The organism is Shewanella polaris, from assembly GCF_006385555.1.
GTDB classification, from domain to species: Bacteria; Pseudomonadota; Gammaproteobacteria; order Enterobacterales; family Shewanellaceae; genus Shewanella; species Shewanella polaris.
Map to the genome: position 1 here is coordinate 3,588,338 of NZ_CP041036.1, position 19,074 is coordinate 3,607,411.

Here is a 19,074-nt window from a genome sequence, read left to right on the forward strand (position 1 = left end):
TCTGTGCGCGGTTTTAAAAGTGTAAATCACTTATTGGACTTGGTCGATACCATATATACATTTTACGTAACTTTTACTTAACATGATGCTATAAGCATTTTCTTCAACGGCCTCAAGTTCAAAGCTGAATTTAGACATTTTCAAGCAGAAACTAGCTCGTTTTTGGACAGAAGTGCGTTAGGGTCCTCAACTTAATCTAGTCTAAAAAGATTGGAGAATGTATCACTCACGGCTAACACTATGCAGAATATTGCTTTATCACAAACAGTATAAGGGGATAGCGGGGTTAAGGTTTAACACCCAAGTATGACACTTTGCGATTAACTCTAGTTGATCTTGTAAATATTTTAGACTGTGCGATCCAGTCCTCGAGGTCCCAGTAACAGGGGGACATATTTACTTAGCGTCAGTCTCTTGAGAGTGCATCTACCGGATTCAATTTAGCCGCATTTCGAGCTGGCAGATAACCAAACACAATCCCGATTAACGTCGAACAAGCAAAAGCTGCAACAATTGACGTACTCGAATAGATCATCTGAAAACTGCTGCCTGTGTAGGTAAATATCATGCCGATAAAATAAGCAAGTCCGATCCCCAATGCACCACCACAAAAACACACCAATACTGCTTCAATCAAAAACTGACGCATAATATCGGTTTGTCTAGCGCCAACAGCCATACGAATACCTATTTCGCGCGTTCGCTCTGTTACCGATACCAGCATGATATTCATTACCCCAATCCCGCCAACTAACAAAGAGATAAACGCAATAGCTGATATCAGTAGTGTCATGGTTTCAGATGTTTTTTCGATGCTTTTTCGTATCGTATCTGTATTTATAGTGAAAAAATCAACCGTACCATGGCGCATAGTCAATAAGCTGATAATGCCTTGTTCTGCCGCATCGCTAGATACATTCGCATCTATCCTTACGGTAATATCGTTAACATAATTTTGCCTAAAAATACGCCCGGACACCGTGGTGTACGGCAACCAAACATTCAGTTCATCACTATTGTCGGACACACTTTGAATTGGCTTTGTTACGCCAATAATACGAACAGGTAGACGACCGAGAAAAATGACGCTACCCAACGCATTGCCGTCAGGGAAAAGAGTCTGATCGGTATTGGCGTCAATGACGGCAACCTGCTCTAACGTATCAATACTATCATCGGCAAAATATTGTCCTTTGGCCAACGCATAACCACGAACGCGAAAATACTCAGTACCCACGCCTTGAATTGAGCCTGTGACGGTTTCACTTGCATAACGTATGGCAACATTGGTCCTAACGGTTGGGGTTACGCTGTCCACATAGGGCAATATTTTAAGCGCATTTGCATCGTCTGCCGTGAGCGACCTAACCCGTTCAGACCGGCGATCGCCACGCCCTGTGCCTGGTTTTATTTCAATAGTATTAGTGCCCATTGAAGCAATATTGTCCAAAATCGATTGCTGCGAACCTGCACCTAGCGCGACAACAGACACCACTGAAGCAATGCCAATAATAATGCCGAGCATCGTCAGAAACGTACGCAAACGGTGATTGGACATTGCAATTAATGCCATTTTTAACGCTTCAAGATAACGCGACCAGTTTATTTTCTTACTCGTTTTAGAAGCTTGTTGGTCTGTGCTTAGCTGGTTTGCTTTTACGGGGATACGCTTTTGTTTATCGGCAATGATTTCTCCATCTTTTAGCTCAATGACGCGATCTGCAAATTCGGCAATATGCGGATCGTGTGTCACCAAAATAATGGTGTGACCGTCGCGATTGAGTTCTTGAATGAGCTTCATCATTTCTTCGCCGCTACTGCTATCAAGCGCGCCGGTTGGCTCATCGGCCAGAATAATATCACCGCCATTGATTAAAGCTCTGGCGACACTGACACGCTGTTGTTGGCCACCACTTAGCTGGCTTGGCTTATGATCTAAACGATCGCTTAATCCCAGACGAGTCAGTAGTTTTTTTGCCTTTTCGTGTCGGGTTTGCGCCCCCTCATTGGCATATAATGCCGGTACTTCTACATTACCCTGCGCAGTTAAATCACCTAAAAGATGATAGCGCTGAAAGATAAACCCAAAGTATTCACGTCGCAGTGCGGCTAGTTCATTGTCATCCATACGGGATGTGTCCTGACCATTAATGAAATAACTACCTGCACTGGGTTTATCCAGACAGCCAAGGATGTTCATTAATGTTGATTTACCCGAACCAGAAGCGCCAATAATGGCAATCAATTCACCACGACAGATTTGCAGATTAATGTTTTTTAGTACCGTCAACTCCTGCTCTCCGGCAATAAAAGAGCGGCTGACATCCACAATATTTAACAGAACTTCTCCCATGGGTTATTACCTCGTTCCTTTACCAAGACCTGGTACACTTTGTCCGAGCATATTGCCCTTAGATAAGCCGGTCATAGAAATCGCATCGTCATTAGCTGAAGTTTGACCAAGCATGATTTGATCACCTTCGTTAAGCCCTGAGAGGATTTGAGCGTAGACTTTATTGTTAATGCCCACTTCAACATCGCGATATTCAATGTGGTTGTCTACTATCACTGGCACTTGATACGAAGCACTTGGCCCCGTTTTTGTTATCAATATCTGTGATGGGACAAGCAACGCATCTTGCGCACTGGCTAAAATAATCGATACCTGTGCCGTCATGCCAAAACGCAACTGATTGCCTGGGTTTTCAACATCAAACAGAGCGTTGTAATAAATCGCCTCATCATCGCCAATCAACAACGAACTGTCGTCCCCGCTAAGCAATGTTGGCCCTGGTTCAATGGTGCGTAATACACCCCGGTACTTTTTCGCTGTCGCCCCCAAAATACTGAAATAAACAGCTTGCCCTGCACTCACATTGATAATGTCAGCTTCAGAAACCTGCGCCTTAATCGTCATTAAATCCAATTGCGCTAGCTCAATAATACTGGGGGTACCTTGATTGTTATTAACGGTTTGCCCTTCTTCTACCGACACGTAAATCACTGTGCCATCAATGGGGGAACGAATAGTTGTGTAACCTAAATTGAGCTTGGCGCTATCGACACTGATGATTGCTTTGTCTTTTTCAGCACTGAGTTCATCAAGCTCTGCCAGATAAACCGCCAATATCGATTCTGCCGAGTCAAAGTCTGATACCGACGCAGCGCCATTAACCAGCATCTTTTTATTACGAGCATATTCAGACTGTGCGACTTTTATTTGAGCCTGCTTTGCCCGATATTGCGCATCAATACTTTGCAATGATGCTTGGGCTTCTTTAAGGGCATTTTGTTGAGTTAAGTTATCGATTTGAGCAATCAAGTCGCCCTGTTTTATGTTTTGGCCAACATTCACGTCCATTGTTTCGATTAACCCCGACACTTGAGCGCCGACACTGACTAATTTAGACGGATAAAGCACGCCGTTTGTGAGTACCACTTTTTCAATATTACCGTGTTGAACCACATCGGTGGTAAAGATAGGTTGATCCTGTTGTACTTGAGTGTACTTGTATCCTACAACAGCAACCGTTGCGCCAAGGATAAGAAGCAGCAAGGTGTTTTTAATGTTCTTTTTCATACGGATCTCTTGATGTCTTTTCGGTGACTGAATTTGCGCCAATTATCTAGTAATAACGGTTTTGCATTTACTTGCTATCAATAACAGCAGAAGTCGTATTCAACGTTGATTTACACAATGGCAATGTTGACAGCGGATCCATGTTGTCATTATGTGGCTGTGCTTGTTCCGGATGAGCTTGTGGTGAATGAGCCCGTTGCGGCGTTTGACAGTGCCGTTCAAAACTCACCGTCAAAGAGTTCGAGTCTAGTACAAAGTCTTGCATGCTTTGTCGAAGCATTATTGCAGAAACAGGGGCTGAAACTGGGGCTGACGGATCTATTTCTAACGATTTGGATAGTGCATAAAGATGAAAGGTGTAAATTTTGGGGCCGGGCCCTTTGGAACATGGCGGTGCATACTCATTACGGTCATTCACTGTATTGCTGCCAAACGAGCCTACAGATTGATTTGCTTTACTACCTGAATCAATGCCAGAAGCTTGCGCAGGAATATTATAGACAGTCCAATACCACTTGAGTTCTTCAGGCTGGTTTGGTTTAGGAGCCAGAGAGTCAACTTGAGGTGGGGTGTCGTTTTTATTATCATTCAAGTAAGGATTTGGTGTGCCCTGTTCATTGTTGGTGGGGTGATGATCAGGCATGTGATCCATTATCATCACCAATGATTGGGTTCCGTCGGGTACTCCTTGCCAGCTTAATGGCGGTGAGATCCCCTCTCCCTCACAGGTAAATTCAGTTGGCAATGTACCATTATCTGTAAATGCAGGGCTGGTGAGTTCAAGCGACGGCTTGGCATTAACGGCCGTTGCGGCTAGCAGCGTCAAAGATAAAATGGAGCCAATAATGTGGGTTTTCATGGCCTAATCTCCATAGCAATTAAGTTAACGATTAATGAGTTAACTTAATTGTATCGATTAGGCTTCGCTGATGGATGACAATGTTGTCATTTAACGATGGGTAACAACAGCCGCATAGTCACAACCTCACTCTCGCTGGGCTCAAGCGTAAGATCGCCACCGTGTGCGCGAGCAATTTCTCTGGCTAAACTTAACCCTAAACCACTGCCGGATATCCCTTGGGTATAAGCGGGTTCTCCGCGGTAAAAACGATTAAACAGTTTGACCCTAACGTCGTTTAATATCGGAAGGCAAAAATTGCTAATCACCACCTCTATAACAGACTCGTTTTGGCGGGCGTGAATAGTCACAACTTTGTGAGTAAGGCTATAACGCATTACGTTTACGAGCAGATTATTTAACAGCTGCTTCAACAACACAATATCGCCTTTAGTGATTAAATCTTTCTCAATCTCACAATCAAGCTCCAGTTCATCCGACAACAAGGTCATATCGGCAATCAACTCATCGACTAATTCAGTAATGTTTATCGGCTCAAAATGCAACGCCATAGAGCCAGAATCCGCCTGTGATAGCAGCAACAATTTACGGGTCATGGCTGACAAATGCCCCACTTCATCAAGAATGGCATTGAGATCTAATTGCGATGGGTTTTCAGACAATACAGCTTGTTCAAGCTTGCCTCTTAGCACTGTGAGTGGTGTTTTTAGCTCATGAGCTGCATCCGCAGTAAAACGAGAAACTTGTCGAAAACTGTCCTCTAAGCGATCGAGCATCGTATTGTATGCATCAATCAACATTTTGAACTCTTTGTCTTCTTTATGCTCAGGTAAACGGTGACTAAGATCTTTTTGGGTCACCTTATCCATTGCTTTATGTAATCTATTTATTGGTCTAATCGTATTGGTCGCGATAAACCATGCCCCTAGAATACTGAGCAGTAGAGAAAAAGGAATAACCACAATCAGCGCTGCCTGCAAGGTGCTCGTTAACTGGCTAGTGGTAGCAGCAACATCCACAGCGATAAAGCTTTGTTGGTTTGATGCTTGAAATAAACTGGCTCGCCATTGGTTTTGCTGATGTTCAAAAAAGGCAAATTGACAAACAGCGTTGGCTTTATTGTTATCGGTTAACGCTAGTGGCTCAGCGCTCACCCAATGTAAGCGACTTATAACATCTTGTACGTCTCCCCCCGTTGGCGCGGTTATGAACCCTTGCTCCACAGAGCCTACTGAGATCATTAATTGGTTAGGTGAACTAACTCGCAACTTGTCCGTTAAATCAGTCATTAACCGGCTACCAGAAAGCGAAGTATCGCGTAAATTACTTATATTGTCAGCGGAGTTATTTACATCAAGTAATGTATGCTTGGGTATTAAGCGTTTTGCTTCCATACAAAGGCGAGAATCAAGGTTAGTCAATTCTACAGTCATAATACGCGACCAACTTAAGCTGATAACCAACGCAAGCACAGCTGTCACGGTTAAAATTGATATGGCAAAAATACGAGTTCGAAAATACATATTAAAACCTTATCGAATGCTCAGGCGATAGCCTGTGCCGCGGACCGACTCAATGGCGCCGACCATTTTTCCGGCCTTCTCTAATGAAGCCATTTTATAACGAATGCGTTTAATGCACACATCAACAACATTGGTACAAGGATCAAAGTCGTATCCCCAAACATGCTCCAACAACTGCCCCCGGGTTAATACTTGGTTAGGTGAACGCATTAAGTGTTCAAGCAAGCTAAATTCTCGGCTAGTGAGTTCGACTGATTGACCCTGACAATTAATGCTTCGATTAATACAATCAAGTTGCAACGCGCCTACCTCAACGACATGCTGTTGTGTGCCGCCATGCCGTCGAAGCAAGGCTTGAATCCGAGCATGCAACTCTTCAACATAAAACGGTTTTGCTAAGTAATCATCAGCGCCCATGTCTAACCCTTGAACGCGATCACCCAATTCATTACGTGCCGTAAGCAGAATAATGGGCGTATCGACACCTTGTTGACGCAGCGAACGAAGAATATCCAAACCATCTCTGCCCGGTAGCATAATGTCGAGAATAATCACATCATGAGTATTATTACTTGCCGCCTGATAACCTTGATTGCCATCGGCACAATGAGTGACGTTGAAATGTTTGGCACGCAAACCTTCACAGATAAAATCTGCAATTTTTTGTTCATCTTCGACAAGCAATACGTTCATTGAGTTTTATCCTTGGGAAACACTTAAAAGTATCTCACCTGACGCACCGTACCCACAACCTATATGACAACATTGTCATTTAAGAAATTAAGACTTGTCATACAAGAAAAATTAAAGTCATACCAACCCTATTAGATATGTGATCTTTAAGTTGGAGTTCAAAGTACTTTAGGCAAGGAGAAGATTGAAGCAAAATAGTTATTCTCGGTAATAAGCTCCTGCGTTACTCTACCACCAGCATCTGAACACCATGGATGGTGGGAATGTCTTAAGTTTTTATGGAAAAAAGATAGACCATACAGTCGTATTTTGAAAACATCTAACGAAGCATAAAGTACTTCGAAACCCGTCAGAATAGAGCCTCTCAATTATTCCACTTCGGTGTTGCATCGATTTAGAATGGAACACTATTTTTTCATCAATGCGCCTTGGATTGAAAAACCTGAGAGCCCCTTAACTAACCAGATATTTAATGAGATTGATATCAGCGCTATTCACTCTTTTCTTTTAGATACTAAAACAAATCAATTAAAAAGTATAAGTGTTAATTGACTCAAGAAAGTGTGGTAGTAATAGGTTTTTGGCTCTTATTATGTAACTCAATAAGTTAAAAATTGATATTTATCATTAGATAAAATCATGAAGTTGGCAGTGACTTGTAACTCACTTTAGGGCATAAACGTGTCAGATATACTGACTTTAAAAGGGACAGATTCAACTCTGAATTTGTGGGCGTTGAAGACTCTTTATAAAAAGAATGCGTAAGCATACTTAAACCTTCAGGATTCAATTACATTGAGGCCGGTGAAGAAAATAGCGTGAAGCTCACATGGCCTTTCTCGCACATCTGACCTATATGGATATTGGGAATGTCATTATGATGTCGGGAACATCATTGACCATGTGCTACAAGGCATTCAGGCATCCTGCCTATCAGATGTGAGCTTAGATTTCGCGGTACAGGTCATTTCTTGGCGTCCTGCCATCACGACATTCGTGAATCCATTCACATCAGATGTACCATCGGAAGCATTAGCATTTTCGAATAAGGCCGAAGCCGTATTCAAATGAGCTTCAACGCTGAATTAATCTGGTGTGGGCGAAGCGCCACGACGTTAGTGGCGACAGGCCATAAAAAACAGGCCGAACTCACCAGTTCAACAATCTACCCTCTTACTTTATCCAACGCCCCGCAAACCGCATTAACGCCTTGAATTGCCCTTGGGGTTGCCCGATGAAGTAAATCGGCATCAAACTGATATATATGCTGGTTTTTTACCGCGGGTAACTCAGGCCATTCAGCCCAGTTGATCCCTAAAATATTACCTTCATCTTGGCTTTGTAAAATCACTTCTGCGCTGGTTAGTAACACATTTTCGATGCTAATTTGTGGGTACTCACTTGCTGCGTTATAAAACACATTTTCACCATGGCACACTTCAATAAGGTTTTGGATCCAACTGCCTTTAGCAACTGTCATCAGTGGCGTTGACCATAATTGATAAAAAACTTTTACCACGGGCTTAGCTTGGTTTTGCTGTTTAATCTCAGCTAATTGCTGACGATAATCATCTGCAACTTGCTTGGCCTTAACTGAATGTCCTGTGAGCTTGCCTAATTGTTCAAGATCCGTGGCGACATCAACTAAGCGCTTAGGGTCGCTATTAAACAGGTTAAAACCTAAATCACGTAATTGATTAATATCTTCCATTTTATTGCCGCTTTGCCACACCACAATTAAATCAGGATTTAGCTCAATCACTCGCTCTATTTGGATACCATAATAGCCGCCGATACTCGGAATATTCTTAGCAGCTGCTGGGTAATCGGCATAATCGGTGGTGGCAATAATTGAGCTGCCTGCACCAATCGCAAACAGCATTTCAACCCCATGAGGCGATAAAGCAATAATCCGTTTCGCTGGCGGCTTACCTTGTAAATCATCTGAAGCCATCGATTCAGCCGCAGGTAAAACGAGTGATATAGACGAGAGTCCAATCACTGTGATGAGCGATAACAATGTACGTAGCAAAATGCTTTCCTTAATCAAAATGTTTTTAATAATTGTTAGTAATAGTGGTGACTAATGGTGGTTGCTAGCACTCGTTATTTAATGATGGTGTTAACACAGCCTATTGCACCAGTTTATCGGGCCAACCATGGTTATCAATGTAATTTACTAAATTTTTCGGTCGATAATTACTGTCATTCAGCCAACGAGTTTTTACCGATTGGTGTAATAATATCGGCACTTTCTCTGGATCTAGCTCGCGTATAAATCGTTTTTTAACCCGATAAAAACTGCGATATGAATCTTGAATATCTGCCATTGGATTAGGTAACAAGGCATCGGATAAGTGTAACTCGACCGTTAAGTTAACCGCTCGCGCTTGGCTTATCATCCACTGCAATGCAATATCAGACAAGGTGCTGCCATCATCATTGGGGGCAACGCTACCACCAATATTGCTGTGAGCACCAACAAACCATACCTGCTGAATGTCTATACTCGTTCGAGGCGCCCAAATGGTGGGTTCAAAATCACTGCGGTGTTCATCTAACGCCAGAGCATGGCGCGCTACTTTGACATTTCGGCCTAGTTTAGTGTCGTAAAATTCATCTTTATCTTCAAACATGCCTAAAAATGAAAGCGGTATACCCATTGCGCCTACTGTGTCCCATACACCCACAAATTCCACTTCACGCGATGGATGTGAATGTTGCTGACGAAACTGCACCGATCGTTCCCCCTCAGGGCTAAAAGGTTTAGTTTTCATTTTATAATGTTCAAAGGCATGTTGAATTAGCTTGGCGTCAGGACGGGTAACAATACCGCAATTATTGATTAGACCACACAAACAGCGCACGGTATAGGCTCCGCGGCTAAAACCAAACAGATAAATTTCATCTCCCGCTGAGTAGTTTTGCACAATATAACGATAGGCATCCATAATGTTTTTATTCAGCCCTCGTCCCGTTATACCGCCAATAATAGCATCGTGGGATGAACCAATTCCCCAATCGTAAAACACTTGTTGTGGTACACCATCATCAGCAATGGGTTTGATGGCTCTGGCGAGTTTAAGCACATTAGTGGCATGATCTTTTTCAAGATCTTTCTCGGGACGATTCCAGGTTCCATCGGCACAGATAACAATTCGTTTATTCATATCAATCCCTGACAATCTTTGTTGAACATTTCATCACCATTTACATAGTCATAATAGACTAAATGCTTATTTGCACCACGGTAAAAATAACCAATACTCGACAGTTCACTTAAATAGATTGGGGTACTGAACATGATAACAGCAGAGCAAAGTGTATTAATGATTGTCGACGTGCAAGGTAAACTCGCCCAAGTAATGCAGCAATCAGCCCAATTACACCAAAAAATTGCGGTATTAATTCAGGGTGCACAACTATTTGATATTCCGATTATTTGGTTAGAACAATTACCCAACAAATTAGGCCATACCAGCGACGAACTCGCACAACTCTTATCGCAAACATCCAAACCCATCGCTAAAGAACATTTTAGCGGCTGGCATTGTGAGGAAGCAAAACATCAACTTAAAGTCTTAAACCGTAGCAATGTCATTCTTGCAGGTATCGAAACTCATGTTTGCGTTTACCAAACTTGCCAAGATTTATTGGCCAACGATTATCAAGTGCATTTGGTTGCCGATGCAGTTTCATCCAGAGGTGCAGACAACAAAGTACTTGGGGTGCAGATGATGCTAAATGATGGCGCCAAACTCACTAATGTTGAATCACTACTGTTTGAACTTCAACATGTTGCTCAAGGCGATCGCTTTAAGGCTCTACTGAAATTGATAAAGTAGCCATAATCCCCATCTAAATAAGCCACTAGAGGTGTATTCATAAGCGGCTATGAAGTATACCTTTATGACCTATCAGCCTAGATATGAAGTTAAAGACAACCCTGTATAGACTTGCCATCATTATCAAATTCGACTCACCAGTGAGTCGAATTATCCAGAGTTATTGCCAATAGAATTTGATCATATAACTCCTCATAAGCGTACAATAAATCAATCTAAACGTTGTATTGCAGATAAAGACCATCATGAAAAATAATGAATCCAAAGTACCAACCAGCCGATTATCGCGATTATCAAAAATGGGTGGACTGGCTTCTCGTCTAGCGGGTAACGTACTGCTTGAAGGCGCAAAACAGCTTAGTAAAGGTCAATCACCCAAGTTACAACAGCTAGTAATGACCCCAACTAACATTGGTCATGTTGCCGATAAGCTGTCACAACTTCGCGGCGCCGCGATGAAAGTGGGCCAAATGCTGTCAATGGATGCTGGCGACTTAGTGCCTCCCGAATTAGCAGAAATATTGGCAAAGCTACGTTCTGATGCTAAAGCGATGCCGCACAAGCAGTTAACTCAATTACTAGTTCAGCATTGGGGTCGAGACTGGCTCGCCCCATTTGCTCAATTTGAACTGCGCCCTTTTGCCGCTGCATCCATCGGCCAAGTGCATTTAGCCTATTTAGATACAGGTGAAAAACTGGCGATTAAAATTCAATATCCGGGCATTAGAGACAGCATCGACAGTGATATCGACAACGTAGCGACGTTATTGAAAGTATCACGTCTTATTCCTGCAAACGTTAAACTGGATACCTTACTGTCAGAAGCCAAAGCCCAACTGCATAATGAAGCGGATTATCACTTCGAAGCCCAACAAATAGCGCTTTATAGGCAACAACTGGGTGAAGATTCCAGTTTTATTGTCCCAAAAGTGTACAAGCAACTCAGTAACAACAGTATTTTAACCATGCAGTTTGTTGAAGGAGTGGCCATAGAGTCGGTGGCGAAAGCGTCACAAGAGGTAAGAGACCACATTGCTAGCGCACTAATGGGTTTATGTTTTAAAGAGCTATTAGAGTTTAAATTAGTTCAGTCAGATCCTAACTTTGCCAATTTTCAGTATCAAACAGACACTCAAAAAATCGTACTTTTCGACTTTGGCGCCACCCGCACGATTAGTGATGAATTATCCCATGGTTACCATGAACTCATGCTAGGTGCAGCGAATCAAAATAAAGTTCAAATGACATCAGCAGCTAAGAAAATTGGCTTTTTTCAAGATGAAATAGATCCCGCCCATCAGCAATTGATTATTGATATTTTCTACCAAGCTTGTGAGCCACTACGTTTTGAGGGCGAATACGACTTTGGCCAAAGCGACTTAGCAAAGCGTATTACTCATGCAGGTAAAGCAATGAGTACCCAACAAAATGAATGGCATACTCCGCCAACCGATGCTATTTTTATTCATCGTAAATTAGCAGGTACCTATTTACTTGCTGCAAAGCTAAAAGCCAAGGTAGATGTGAGAAAATTATTTGCTGCTTATCAAAATTAAATAGCCTTAACTTAGAACGATTAAAAAACACATCAACAAGATAAATCCATCGTGTTGATAAAGATGGATTATTAAAAATTGAATTCAATTGAATTTACACAAGGAGAGTTACCATGTTTAGTCACATTATGATTGGTGTTAATGATATCGATACATCGAAGAAATTTTATGATGCCATTTTAGGCACATTAGGTATTGCGCCAGGTAAAATTGATGACAAAGGTCGTTGCTTTTATATAACACCAACAGGTATTTTTGCATTAACAAAACCCATAAACGGTGAACCAGCATGCCACGGTAATGGCACCACTATTGGTTTTTCTGCAGATACTACCGCATTAGCAGATGCATGGCATGCCGCCGGATTGGTTAGTGGTGGTACAGCCTGTGAAGATGCCCCGGGTGTTCGCTCAGGACCGGGGTTTGATTTGTATTTAGCTTACCTTCGTGATCCAGACGGTAACAAGATTTGTGCTTTGCACAGAGTGGCAAAGTAATAACGCTATTCCGGCAGGTAGTCTAAGTGAAAGATTACCTGTTCGTTTAAATTTCCACTATTTGCGCTAAAAACCTAAGTCGCACTTTTTTGATTATTCGTAGTTAGAGATGCATCACAAACAACTACAGGGTAAAATAGCTGTCCTTTGGTGTAGTGAGTGTGTTTTTGATGTCTGTTAACGACCCGTGTTTTATTCCTTTTAGTGATGTAATTGCTTTCAATAACACGCTTGCCGAACAAGGGTTGCCTAGCTCTTTTACTTTCCCGTTTTATTATCAACCTCATTCATTAACAATATTGGCTGCGCAGCAGTTGCAGCAGGAACTACTTGAGGCTAACTCTTGGGGGCATAATTTTGGCTTAGACAGCAAAAATGATCGTGGCATGGTGATTGGTAAGATGTTTGGTGTGTTGGTGGTTAAAGACACACTCGGACAACTTGGTTTTTTAGCGTCATTTTCAGGTAAGTTAGCCGATCAAAATATCTTGCCACCGTTTGTGCCACCGGTGTTTGATATGTTGACCCAAGACAGCTTTTTTAATAGTGATAATAAACAGATTAACCAAATTAATCTGTCGATTAGTCAGCAAGAAGCGAATCCGTTACTGGCGACATTAACCACGACTTTAGCTGCGCAACAACATCAAGCTGAAAGTGAACTTGAGCAGCAACGCAGCGCAATTGTTGAAGGTCGAAAACAGCGTAAGCTTCAACGTGAGCAAGTAGATGCTGCCTTAGCGCAAAAAAACATCAACGAAGATAGCCATAAAACCTTGTCTATCGACTTAAGCCGTCAAAGCGTACAGCAAAAACATCAGTTAAATGCATTAAAGCTGCTGTGGCAGACTCAAATTGAAGTCACTAAGGTGGCCTTAGATTCACTTCAGCAGCAAATTAAAAAGTTAAAACAACAACGTAAACAACTTTCAAATGGATTACAAAAAAAGCTCTTTGCCCAATATCAGTTTTTAAATACCTTGGGTGAAGCGCGTGATTTAAACGATATTTTCAATGACGCGCCGAATCATTTACCGCCTGCTGGTGCCGGAGAATGTGCAGCACCTAAGTTACTGCAATACGCGTTTACTCATCAATTTACTCCAATTGCGATGGCAGAGTTTTGGTGGGGGTCATCGCCGAAATCTGAGATAAAGCAGCACAAAAACTACTACCCAGCTTGCCATGGGAAATGCCGACCTATTTTGACCCACATGCTTAAAGGTATGCAGGTTGATGACGACCCCTTGCTGATTAATCCAGGTAAAGATCAACACATTGATATTATTTATCAAGATGATGTGATGGTGATTATTAACAAGCCCGCAGAGTTATTATCGGTACCAGGTAAAAATATCACCGACTCGGTGTTTAGCCGTATGCAGCAACAATACCCTAATGCGACGGGGCCGCTGATTGTTCATCGCCTAGACATGTCGACATCAGGTTTAATGGTAATAGCGCTCACCAAAGAAGCCAACAAAGCCCTGCAACAACAGTTTATTCAACGCAGTGTCACTAAGCGTTATATCGCGTTAATTGAAGGTGTACCTAATCAGGACACAGGTGATATTAGTTTGCCATTGCGGGTAGATTTAGACGATCGTCCTAAGCAGTTAGTATGTTACGAGCATGGCAAACATGCCGAGACATTTTGGCAAGTGCACCAGCGGCAAGGAAAGCGCACCTTAATACACTTATACCCTAAAACTGGGCGTACTCATCAATTACGGATGCATTGTGCTCATCATGATGGTTTGCATATGCCAATAGTTGGGGATGATTTATACGGTGTTGCGACTAACCGTTTGCATTTACATGCGCAGTATTTAAGCTTAAATCATCCGGTGACAAATGAAGAAATGGTATTTGAAGTAAAAGCAGATTTTGAATAATGCTTAAAAATATTAAATAAGCATTACTATGCTGTTAATGCCTATGGCTTTAGAAACAATTCTTTTATGGTCTGTTTCATAAGCCGAATGTATCGCAAGGTTTACCCATTGCATCCAGTGTAATGAACTCATTTGGGTTGAATATAATACTGGGCCATATCTTTTGCCATTAACGCAGATGTTTTTATACCTCGGGTATGGGCCATTACAATCGCCCCGTCAACGAGCAAACCGATTTGATCTGCTTTATCTGCATCATGTAGAGGTAATTGTGCACGAATAAGTTCAACAATGACTTGTTTGTGTTGGGCTGAAAATACATGTATCGGATTATGAGCATCGGCATATTCAGCACTGGCATTAATAAAATTGCAGCCAAAAAAGTGCCCGTTATTAAACCATTCATTCAGTGCATCAAAAATCGCTAACACACCAGAATTACCAGCTTGAACCGCGGCATCAACTTTAGCGCTAATAGAGGTAAGAACTTGTTGATGACGTTGTTGTAATGCCGCCAGAATTAACTCATCTTTGCTACGAAAATGTTTATATAGCGTCGCTTTAGACACTCCTGATTGCGCCAAAATTAAATCAATGCCAGTAGCGTGGTAACCCTGCTGATTAAATAAGCCTAACGCAGTGTCGATTAAATGTTGTTTTCTTGGTTGCATGACTATCTACCTCAATGGCTGAGCATAAATTATAGCAACTTTTAACTTGACGTAAACAGTTCTGTTCACCTACGATAGTAGACAGATTTGTTCACCACCGATTTACATTCAAAAATTAAGGGTTATAACCATGTGCAGCACAGCAACTGATCCAAGCTCAAATACAACCTCTTTGAGCACCTTAGGCATTCATCACCTCGGCCTCAGTGTGCCAGATATCAAACAAACAGCCACATTTTTCATCGAGCAGCTGCATTTTAAACAAGTGGGTGAAAAACAAGACTACCCGGCTATTTTTGTTTCAGACGGCACCGTTATGCTAACGCTATGGCAAATTAGCGATACTAACCAAATGGTCAATTTTGACCGCTATAAGAATGTTGGTTTGCATCATTTTGCGCTAAAAATGGCTAATGTTGAGCAACTGCAACACATACATCAGCGACTAGCGAAACTTGATAATGTAGACATTGAATTTGCACCAGAGCCATTAGGCGACTTACCGATTCATCACATGATGTGCACTATTCCCGGTGGCATTAGGCTTGAATTGATCGCGTAATCGCGCACTTGGTATAAGGAATAACAATGGACAAGCAACTGGCGCCCAGCTGGCATCAAGGTGAGCTGACGATGCAACAGCGAGCAGGAACCGAAAAGCGTATGGCCGAGATTGGGCCTAAGTTTATTCGTCGGTATCTGCCGCAACAGCATCGAGATTTTTTCGAATCACTGTCGATGATATTTATCGGTTATGCCGAGCTGCCATTACACACCAATGCAAGTGTGTTATTCGGTACGCCAGGCTTTGTCCAATCAATTACCGAAACAGAATTAGTGATAAACACTCAATATTCGATGGGTGATTTTATTAACGATCACCTCAATGTAGGTGATCGGATCGGTTTATTAGGCATCGTATTTGAAACTAAAAGACGTAACCGCATTAATGGCGTTATTACCGACATCAATCAAAAAAGCATTCGCGTAAAAGTATTACAAAGCTATGGTAATTGCCCTAAGTACATTCAACCAAAAGCGTTGCTACCAAACAGTGATTATGGGGAGTTTTCCAGAACAACACGAAGCCAACTTAGTCAGGCGGATCGACTACTCATTACTAATGCCGACGCTTTCTTTATTGGCAGTCGTTTTGATGATGGCCAGCAACTGAATAATCGAGGTGCAGATATCTCACATAGAGGCGGCCCCGCAGGCTTTGTATCAATAAACGAGCAAGGACAATTATTGGTTAATGATTATGTCGGTAATGGCTTTTTTAATACTTTAGGTAACTTGCTCGAAAACCCTATTGCCAGTTTACTATTTTGCGATTGGCAACAAGGTCATGCATTGCACATAACGGTATCAAGTCAGATAATGTGGCAGGATATAGAACAAATAGGCAGTGCAGAGTTAGCGAATACAACAGATATTCAGAGTAAAAATGCCGTTGCTCTAACTGAACGAACCTTGTGCTTTGCCCCGTTAAAAGTAGAACAACTCACTAACGGGTTAGCTTACCGTCAAACCAACCCGTTTTGATAGCCAATGTTATAAGATAGCCAGTGTTATAGCTCAAACAACACATCGGTACGAATAATGTATTTAACCCCAGAAAAAATAGGCTCTGAGCTGTGAATGCAGTGCAACGGGTGCATGCCGTGTGGAAAACACAATACACTCCCCGCCGGTGTTCGCACATCAACTTGGCGCATATTATCACCGTGTTTGGCTGGTAAACTTGGATTGTCGGCATTGACTAAAAAGCGCGTTGCACCGCCTTCAAAGTCTTCTGTCAGTAAGATTAAAAATGTCAGCAGACTGTAGCGATCACCAAAAGCATCTTGCACTAATTCACCGTCTATAACTTGACTGCCCGGCCACGAACCATCTGAATGAGGCTTAAAAAAATCACCTTGGTTATAGCGATAAAAACGAAACCGATTATTTAATCCTAAGGCTGCTTTACCACCAAAAATCCCTAGGTTGTCATCCATAAGCGATTTAACTCTATTCCAAATAACTTGCTCAGTGGTGTTATCGACGACCCAGGTTAAACTGTCGTTATGACGAACATGACGAGGCAGTGACACCGCGGCGTCGGGTAAAAAGCCCATCGACTCACTGACCGAAATTAACCGTTTACACTCATCTGGCGTCAATACATTGAGCAATTGAAACGCACCCGGTACTTCGGCTAATATTTTTTTACTCACGGTTAACTGCTGTGTTTCAGTCAAAGCCGCATCATTAAGCTCTGCAATATTGGCTTTGTGGTTCGCCCATGTTGGCAATGCAGGATGTTCAGCGCCGGGTTCACGTGCCACGACAAAATAATCTGAATTTACATCTGTTGTGTTCATTTATTTATACCTTTAACCAGAAAATGGGCTAGTAATGTTTCACTAAAAAGTGTGCTAGCGATTGCTTAGTCATCAATATGGGTTAATCCAAAAAAATTAATAACTCATCACACGTACTTGAGTAAATTGTCTGTGGCCTGCTGCGGTACCATGAAAGCCAAAACCACTTTGCTTAGCGCCTACCCATGGCGCATTACCTGCACCAGCACCTTGATTAACCCCAACCATGCCAGCATCAAGTTGCTCAGCAACCGCTTTAGCACCTTGGCCACCAAACACCACTGCTGCTAAACCATAATCACTGTTATTCGCACGACGAATGGCTTCATCAATGTCACTAAAATGACTGACTGCCACTACAGGACCAAAGGTTTCTTCACGTTCGAGCAGCATCTCAGGGGTAATCCCTGTGACCACTGTAGGTTGAATAAACGGTAATGGATAATTATCACTACCCAGTAAAAAGCTGGCGCCTTTGGCTTTAGCATCTTGCAACTGTTCAACCACTTTTTGGTGCTGGGTTGGGTTCACTATCGGGCCAATATTCACATTCGCTGCGTCCCATGCGCCTACGCGATAGCGGCTGGCTAAAGCTACTACTTTTTGTTCAAACTCATCGGCAATACGCTCATCAACATAAACTCGTTCCGTTGAGGTACACATCTGTCCGGCGTTTTCAAACGAACTGGCGACAGCGAATCTAACCGCAGAATCGATATTGGCGCTGGCCATCACAATCAAGGGGTCATTGCCACCCAGCTCCATTACCAAACGTTTTAAGCCAGAAGCTGCATTGGCCATAATGTTTTTACCAGCGGCCATTGAGCCTGTAAATGCCACCATATTAATGTCTGCAGCCACTAATGCTTGGCCAAGGGCTTTATCACCTTGAACCACTTGCAACACATGTTCTGGTAACACTTTATTAAGTGTTTTAATAAACAACTCAGCCACTAAAGGCGTCAATTCCGACGGCTTTAATATCACACTGTTACCCGCTATAAGCGCAGGCATCAGTAAGTTATTGGCCATGGCTATCGGGTAGTTCCAAGGCGAAATCACAGCCACAACACCTAATGGTCGATATTGTAATTCCGTACGATTATCAATTTGCTCAGTCGTTAAGGCATCACTTATTTCACTGGCAAAATAAGGCGCATTTTGTATCGTTCCTCCCACTTCATAAGTAGCGCGACGATAATCTTTACCCATTTCTTGACCAATAAGTGTTGCAAGCTCGTCTTGCACGTCCTCCAGCTGTTGATACGCTTTAACCACATATTGTTGGCGTTCTATTAACGGCAAACTTGCCCAAGCTTTTTGAGCAACTTTCGCATTGCTTATCACTGTGGGTAACAGCTCAATAGGGGTTATTTCGACACTACCGACCGCAATGGCTTCAATGTGTTCACCACCATCAACTTTGTGATAACTCGTGGGATCGTAAGAGGTTAATACTGCCATAGAGAAACATTCCTTAATGGTATTAAAGTGGCGCTAGCCGGTTTGTTTGATAGATGAATAGATTTATTGATAACCATTTTGATACAATGGAATACAAAAGCAACTAGTATACTTTTGGTAACCTA

At 42.3% G+C, this 19,074-nt stretch carries 16 protein-coding genes; 6 read left to right on the forward strand and 10 right to left on the reverse strand.

The window, feature by feature from the left end:
* Positions 1–406 precede the first annotated feature (406 nt).
* From FH971_RS15560 to FH971_RS15590, 7 genes are all read right to left on the reverse strand, one after another.
* A complete protein-coding gene (locus tag FH971_RS15560; RefSeq protein ID WP_012088180.1) occupies positions 407–2,353 on the reverse strand; it encodes a MacB family efflux pump subunit in 1,947 nt (648 codons plus the stop codon).
* Between the two features lie 6 nt (positions 2,354–2,359).
* A complete protein-coding gene (locus FH971_RS15565) occupies positions 2,360–3,580 on the reverse strand; it encodes an efflux RND transporter periplasmic adaptor subunit (RefSeq protein WP_140234928.1) in 1,221 nt (406 codons plus the stop codon).
* A 67-nt stretch (positions 3,581–3,647) separates the two neighbouring features.
* Complete coding sequence (locus FH971_RS15570; RefSeq protein ID WP_140234929.1) at positions 3,648–4,439, reverse strand: YbhB/YbcL family Raf kinase inhibitor-like protein; 792 nt, start codon at positions 4,437–4,439, stop codon at positions 3,648–3,650.
* Positions 4,440–4,525: 86 nt separating this feature from the next.
* The gene (locus FH971_RS15575) at positions 4,526–5,962 is read right to left on the reverse strand and encodes an ATP-binding protein (RefSeq protein ID WP_140234930.1); all 1,437 of its coding nucleotides are present in this window, start codon (positions 5,960–5,962) and stop codon (positions 4,526–4,528) included.
* A gap of 9 nt (positions 5,963–5,971) precedes the next feature.
* A complete protein-coding gene (locus FH971_RS15580) occupies positions 5,972–6,655 on the reverse strand; it encodes a response regulator transcription factor (protein ID WP_140234931.1) in 684 nt (227 codons plus the stop codon).
* 1,165 nt (positions 6,656–7,820) lie between these two features.
* Positions 7,821–8,609 (reverse strand): cobalamin-binding protein, encoded by a 789-nt coding sequence (locus FH971_RS15585; protein WP_140235628.1) that lies wholly within the window; start codon positions 8,607–8,609, stop codon positions 7,821–7,823.
* Between the two features lie 178 nt (positions 8,610–8,787).
* Positions 8,788–9,825 (reverse strand): DUF2235 domain-containing protein, encoded by a 1,038-nt coding sequence (locus FH971_RS15590; protein ID WP_140234932.1) that lies wholly within the window; start codon positions 9,823–9,825, stop codon positions 8,788–8,790.
* 132 nt (positions 9,826–9,957) lie between these two features.
* On the opposite strand from FH971_RS15590, the gene FH971_RS15595 reads away from it, so the two are divergent.
* The 4 genes from FH971_RS15595 to FH971_RS15610 all read left to right on the forward strand — a co-directional run bounded on the left by FH971_RS15595 (position 9,958) and on the right by FH971_RS15610 (position 14,448).
* Complete coding sequence (locus FH971_RS15595; RefSeq protein ID WP_140234933.1) at positions 9,958–10,500, forward strand: isochorismatase family protein; 543 nt, start codon at positions 9,958–9,960, stop codon at positions 10,498–10,500.
* Between the two features lie 245 nt (positions 10,501–10,745).
* Entirely contained in the window at positions 10,746–12,056 is a 1,311-nt protein-coding gene (locus tag FH971_RS15600) for an ABC1 kinase family protein (RefSeq protein WP_140234934.1), read from the forward strand.
* Between the two features lie 113 nt (positions 12,057–12,169).
* Positions 12,170–12,553: a VOC family protein gene (locus FH971_RS15605; protein WP_137226082.1), complete on the forward strand. Its 384-nt coding sequence runs from the start codon at positions 12,170–12,172 to the stop codon at positions 12,551–12,553.
* 170 nt (positions 12,554–12,723) lie between these two features.
* On the forward strand, positions 12,724–14,448 hold the full coding sequence (locus FH971_RS15610; protein ID WP_167496038.1) for an RluA family pseudouridine synthase: 1,725 nt from the start codon (positions 12,724–12,726) through the stop codon (positions 14,446–14,448).
* A gap of 128 nt (positions 14,449–14,576) precedes the next feature.
* Here FH971_RS15610 and FH971_RS15615 read toward each other — a convergent pair whose 3' ends face one another.
* Complete coding sequence (locus FH971_RS15615) at positions 14,577–15,119, reverse strand: TetR/AcrR family transcriptional regulator (protein ID WP_140234936.1); 543 nt, start codon at positions 15,117–15,119, stop codon at positions 14,577–14,579.
* Between the two features lie 130 nt (positions 15,120–15,249).
* On the opposite strand from FH971_RS15615, the gene FH971_RS15620 reads away from it, so the two are divergent.
* Positions 15,250–15,681, forward strand: coding sequence for a VOC family protein (locus FH971_RS15620; protein WP_140234937.1), 432 nt, complete (start codon positions 15,250–15,252; stop codon positions 15,679–15,681).
* Positions 15,682–15,707: 26 nt separating this feature from the next.
* Entirely contained in the window at positions 15,708–16,664 is a 957-nt protein-coding gene (locus FH971_RS15625; protein WP_140234938.1) for a pyridoxamine 5'-phosphate oxidase family protein, read from the forward strand.
* A gap of 26 nt (positions 16,665–16,690) precedes the next feature.
* On the opposite strand, the gene FH971_RS15630 is transcribed toward FH971_RS15625, so the two are convergent.
* Both FH971_RS15630 and FH971_RS15635 read right to left on the reverse strand, forming a co-directional pair.
* A complete protein-coding gene (locus FH971_RS15630) occupies positions 16,691–17,485 on the reverse strand; it encodes a prolyl hydroxylase family protein (protein WP_140234939.1) in 795 nt (264 codons plus the stop codon).
* Positions 17,486–17,581: 96 nt separating this feature from the next.
* Positions 17,582–18,949, reverse strand: coding sequence for an aldehyde dehydrogenase family protein (locus FH971_RS15635; RefSeq protein WP_140234940.1), 1,368 nt, complete (start codon positions 18,947–18,949; stop codon positions 17,582–17,584).
* Positions 18,950–19,074: the final 125 nt, after the last annotated feature.

Excerpts from the sequence above, each read along its gene's own strand:
- FH971_RS15565 (WP_140234928.1), bottom strand. The coding sequence starts at position 3,580 with ATGAAAAAGAACATTAAAAACACCTTGCTGCTTCTTATCCTTGGCGCA.
- FH971_RS15595 (WP_140234933.1), top strand. The coding sequence starts at position 9,958 with ATGATAACAGCAGAGCAAAGTGTATTAATGATTGTCGACGTGCAAGGT.
- FH971_RS15575 (WP_140234930.1), bottom strand. The coding sequence starts at position 5,962 with ATGTATTTTCGAACTCGTATTTTTGCCATATCAATTTTAACCGTGACA.
- FH971_RS15620 (WP_140234937.1), top strand. The coding sequence starts at position 15,250 with ATGTGCAGCACAGCAACTGATCCAAGCTCAAATACAACCTCTTTGAGC.
- FH971_RS15630 (WP_140234939.1), bottom strand. The coding sequence starts at position 17,485 with ATGAACACAACAGATGTAAATTCAGATTATTTTGTCGTGGCACGTGAA.
- FH971_RS15590 (WP_140234932.1), bottom strand. The coding sequence starts at position 9,825 with ATGAATAAACGAATTGTTATCTGTGCCGATGGAACCTGGAATCGTCCC.
- FH971_RS15570 (WP_140234929.1), bottom strand. The coding sequence starts at position 4,439 with ATGAAAACCCACATTATTGGCTCCATTTTATCTTTGACGCTGCTAGCC.
- FH971_RS15635 (WP_140234940.1), bottom strand. The coding sequence starts at position 18,949 with ATGGCAGTATTAACCTCTTACGATCCCACGAGTTATCACAAAGTTGAT.
- FH971_RS15585 (WP_140235628.1), bottom strand. The coding sequence starts at position 8,609 with ATGGCTTCAGATGATTTACAAGGTAAGCCGCCAGCGAAACGGATTATT.
- FH971_RS15605 (WP_137226082.1), top strand. The coding sequence starts at position 12,170 with ATGTTTAGTCACATTATGATTGGTGTTAATGATATCGATACATCGAAG.
- FH971_RS15610 (WP_167496038.1), top strand. The coding sequence starts at position 12,724 with ATGTCTGTTAACGACCCGTGTTTTATTCCTTTTAGTGATGTAATTGCT.
- FH971_RS15560 (WP_012088180.1), bottom strand. The coding sequence starts at position 2,353 with ATGGGAGAAGTTCTGTTAAATATTGTGGATGTCAGCCGCTCTTTTATT.
- FH971_RS15615 (WP_140234936.1), bottom strand. The coding sequence starts at position 15,119 with ATGCAACCAAGAAAACAACATTTAATCGACACTGCGTTAGGCTTATTT.
- FH971_RS15625 (WP_140234938.1), top strand. The coding sequence starts at position 15,708 with ATGGACAAGCAACTGGCGCCCAGCTGGCATCAAGGTGAGCTGACGATG.
- FH971_RS15600 (WP_140234934.1), top strand. The coding sequence starts at position 10,746 with ATGAAAAATAATGAATCCAAAGTACCAACCAGCCGATTATCGCGATTA.
- FH971_RS15580 (WP_140234931.1), bottom strand. The coding sequence starts at position 6,655 with ATGAACGTATTGCTTGTCGAAGATGAACAAAAAATTGCAGATTTTATC.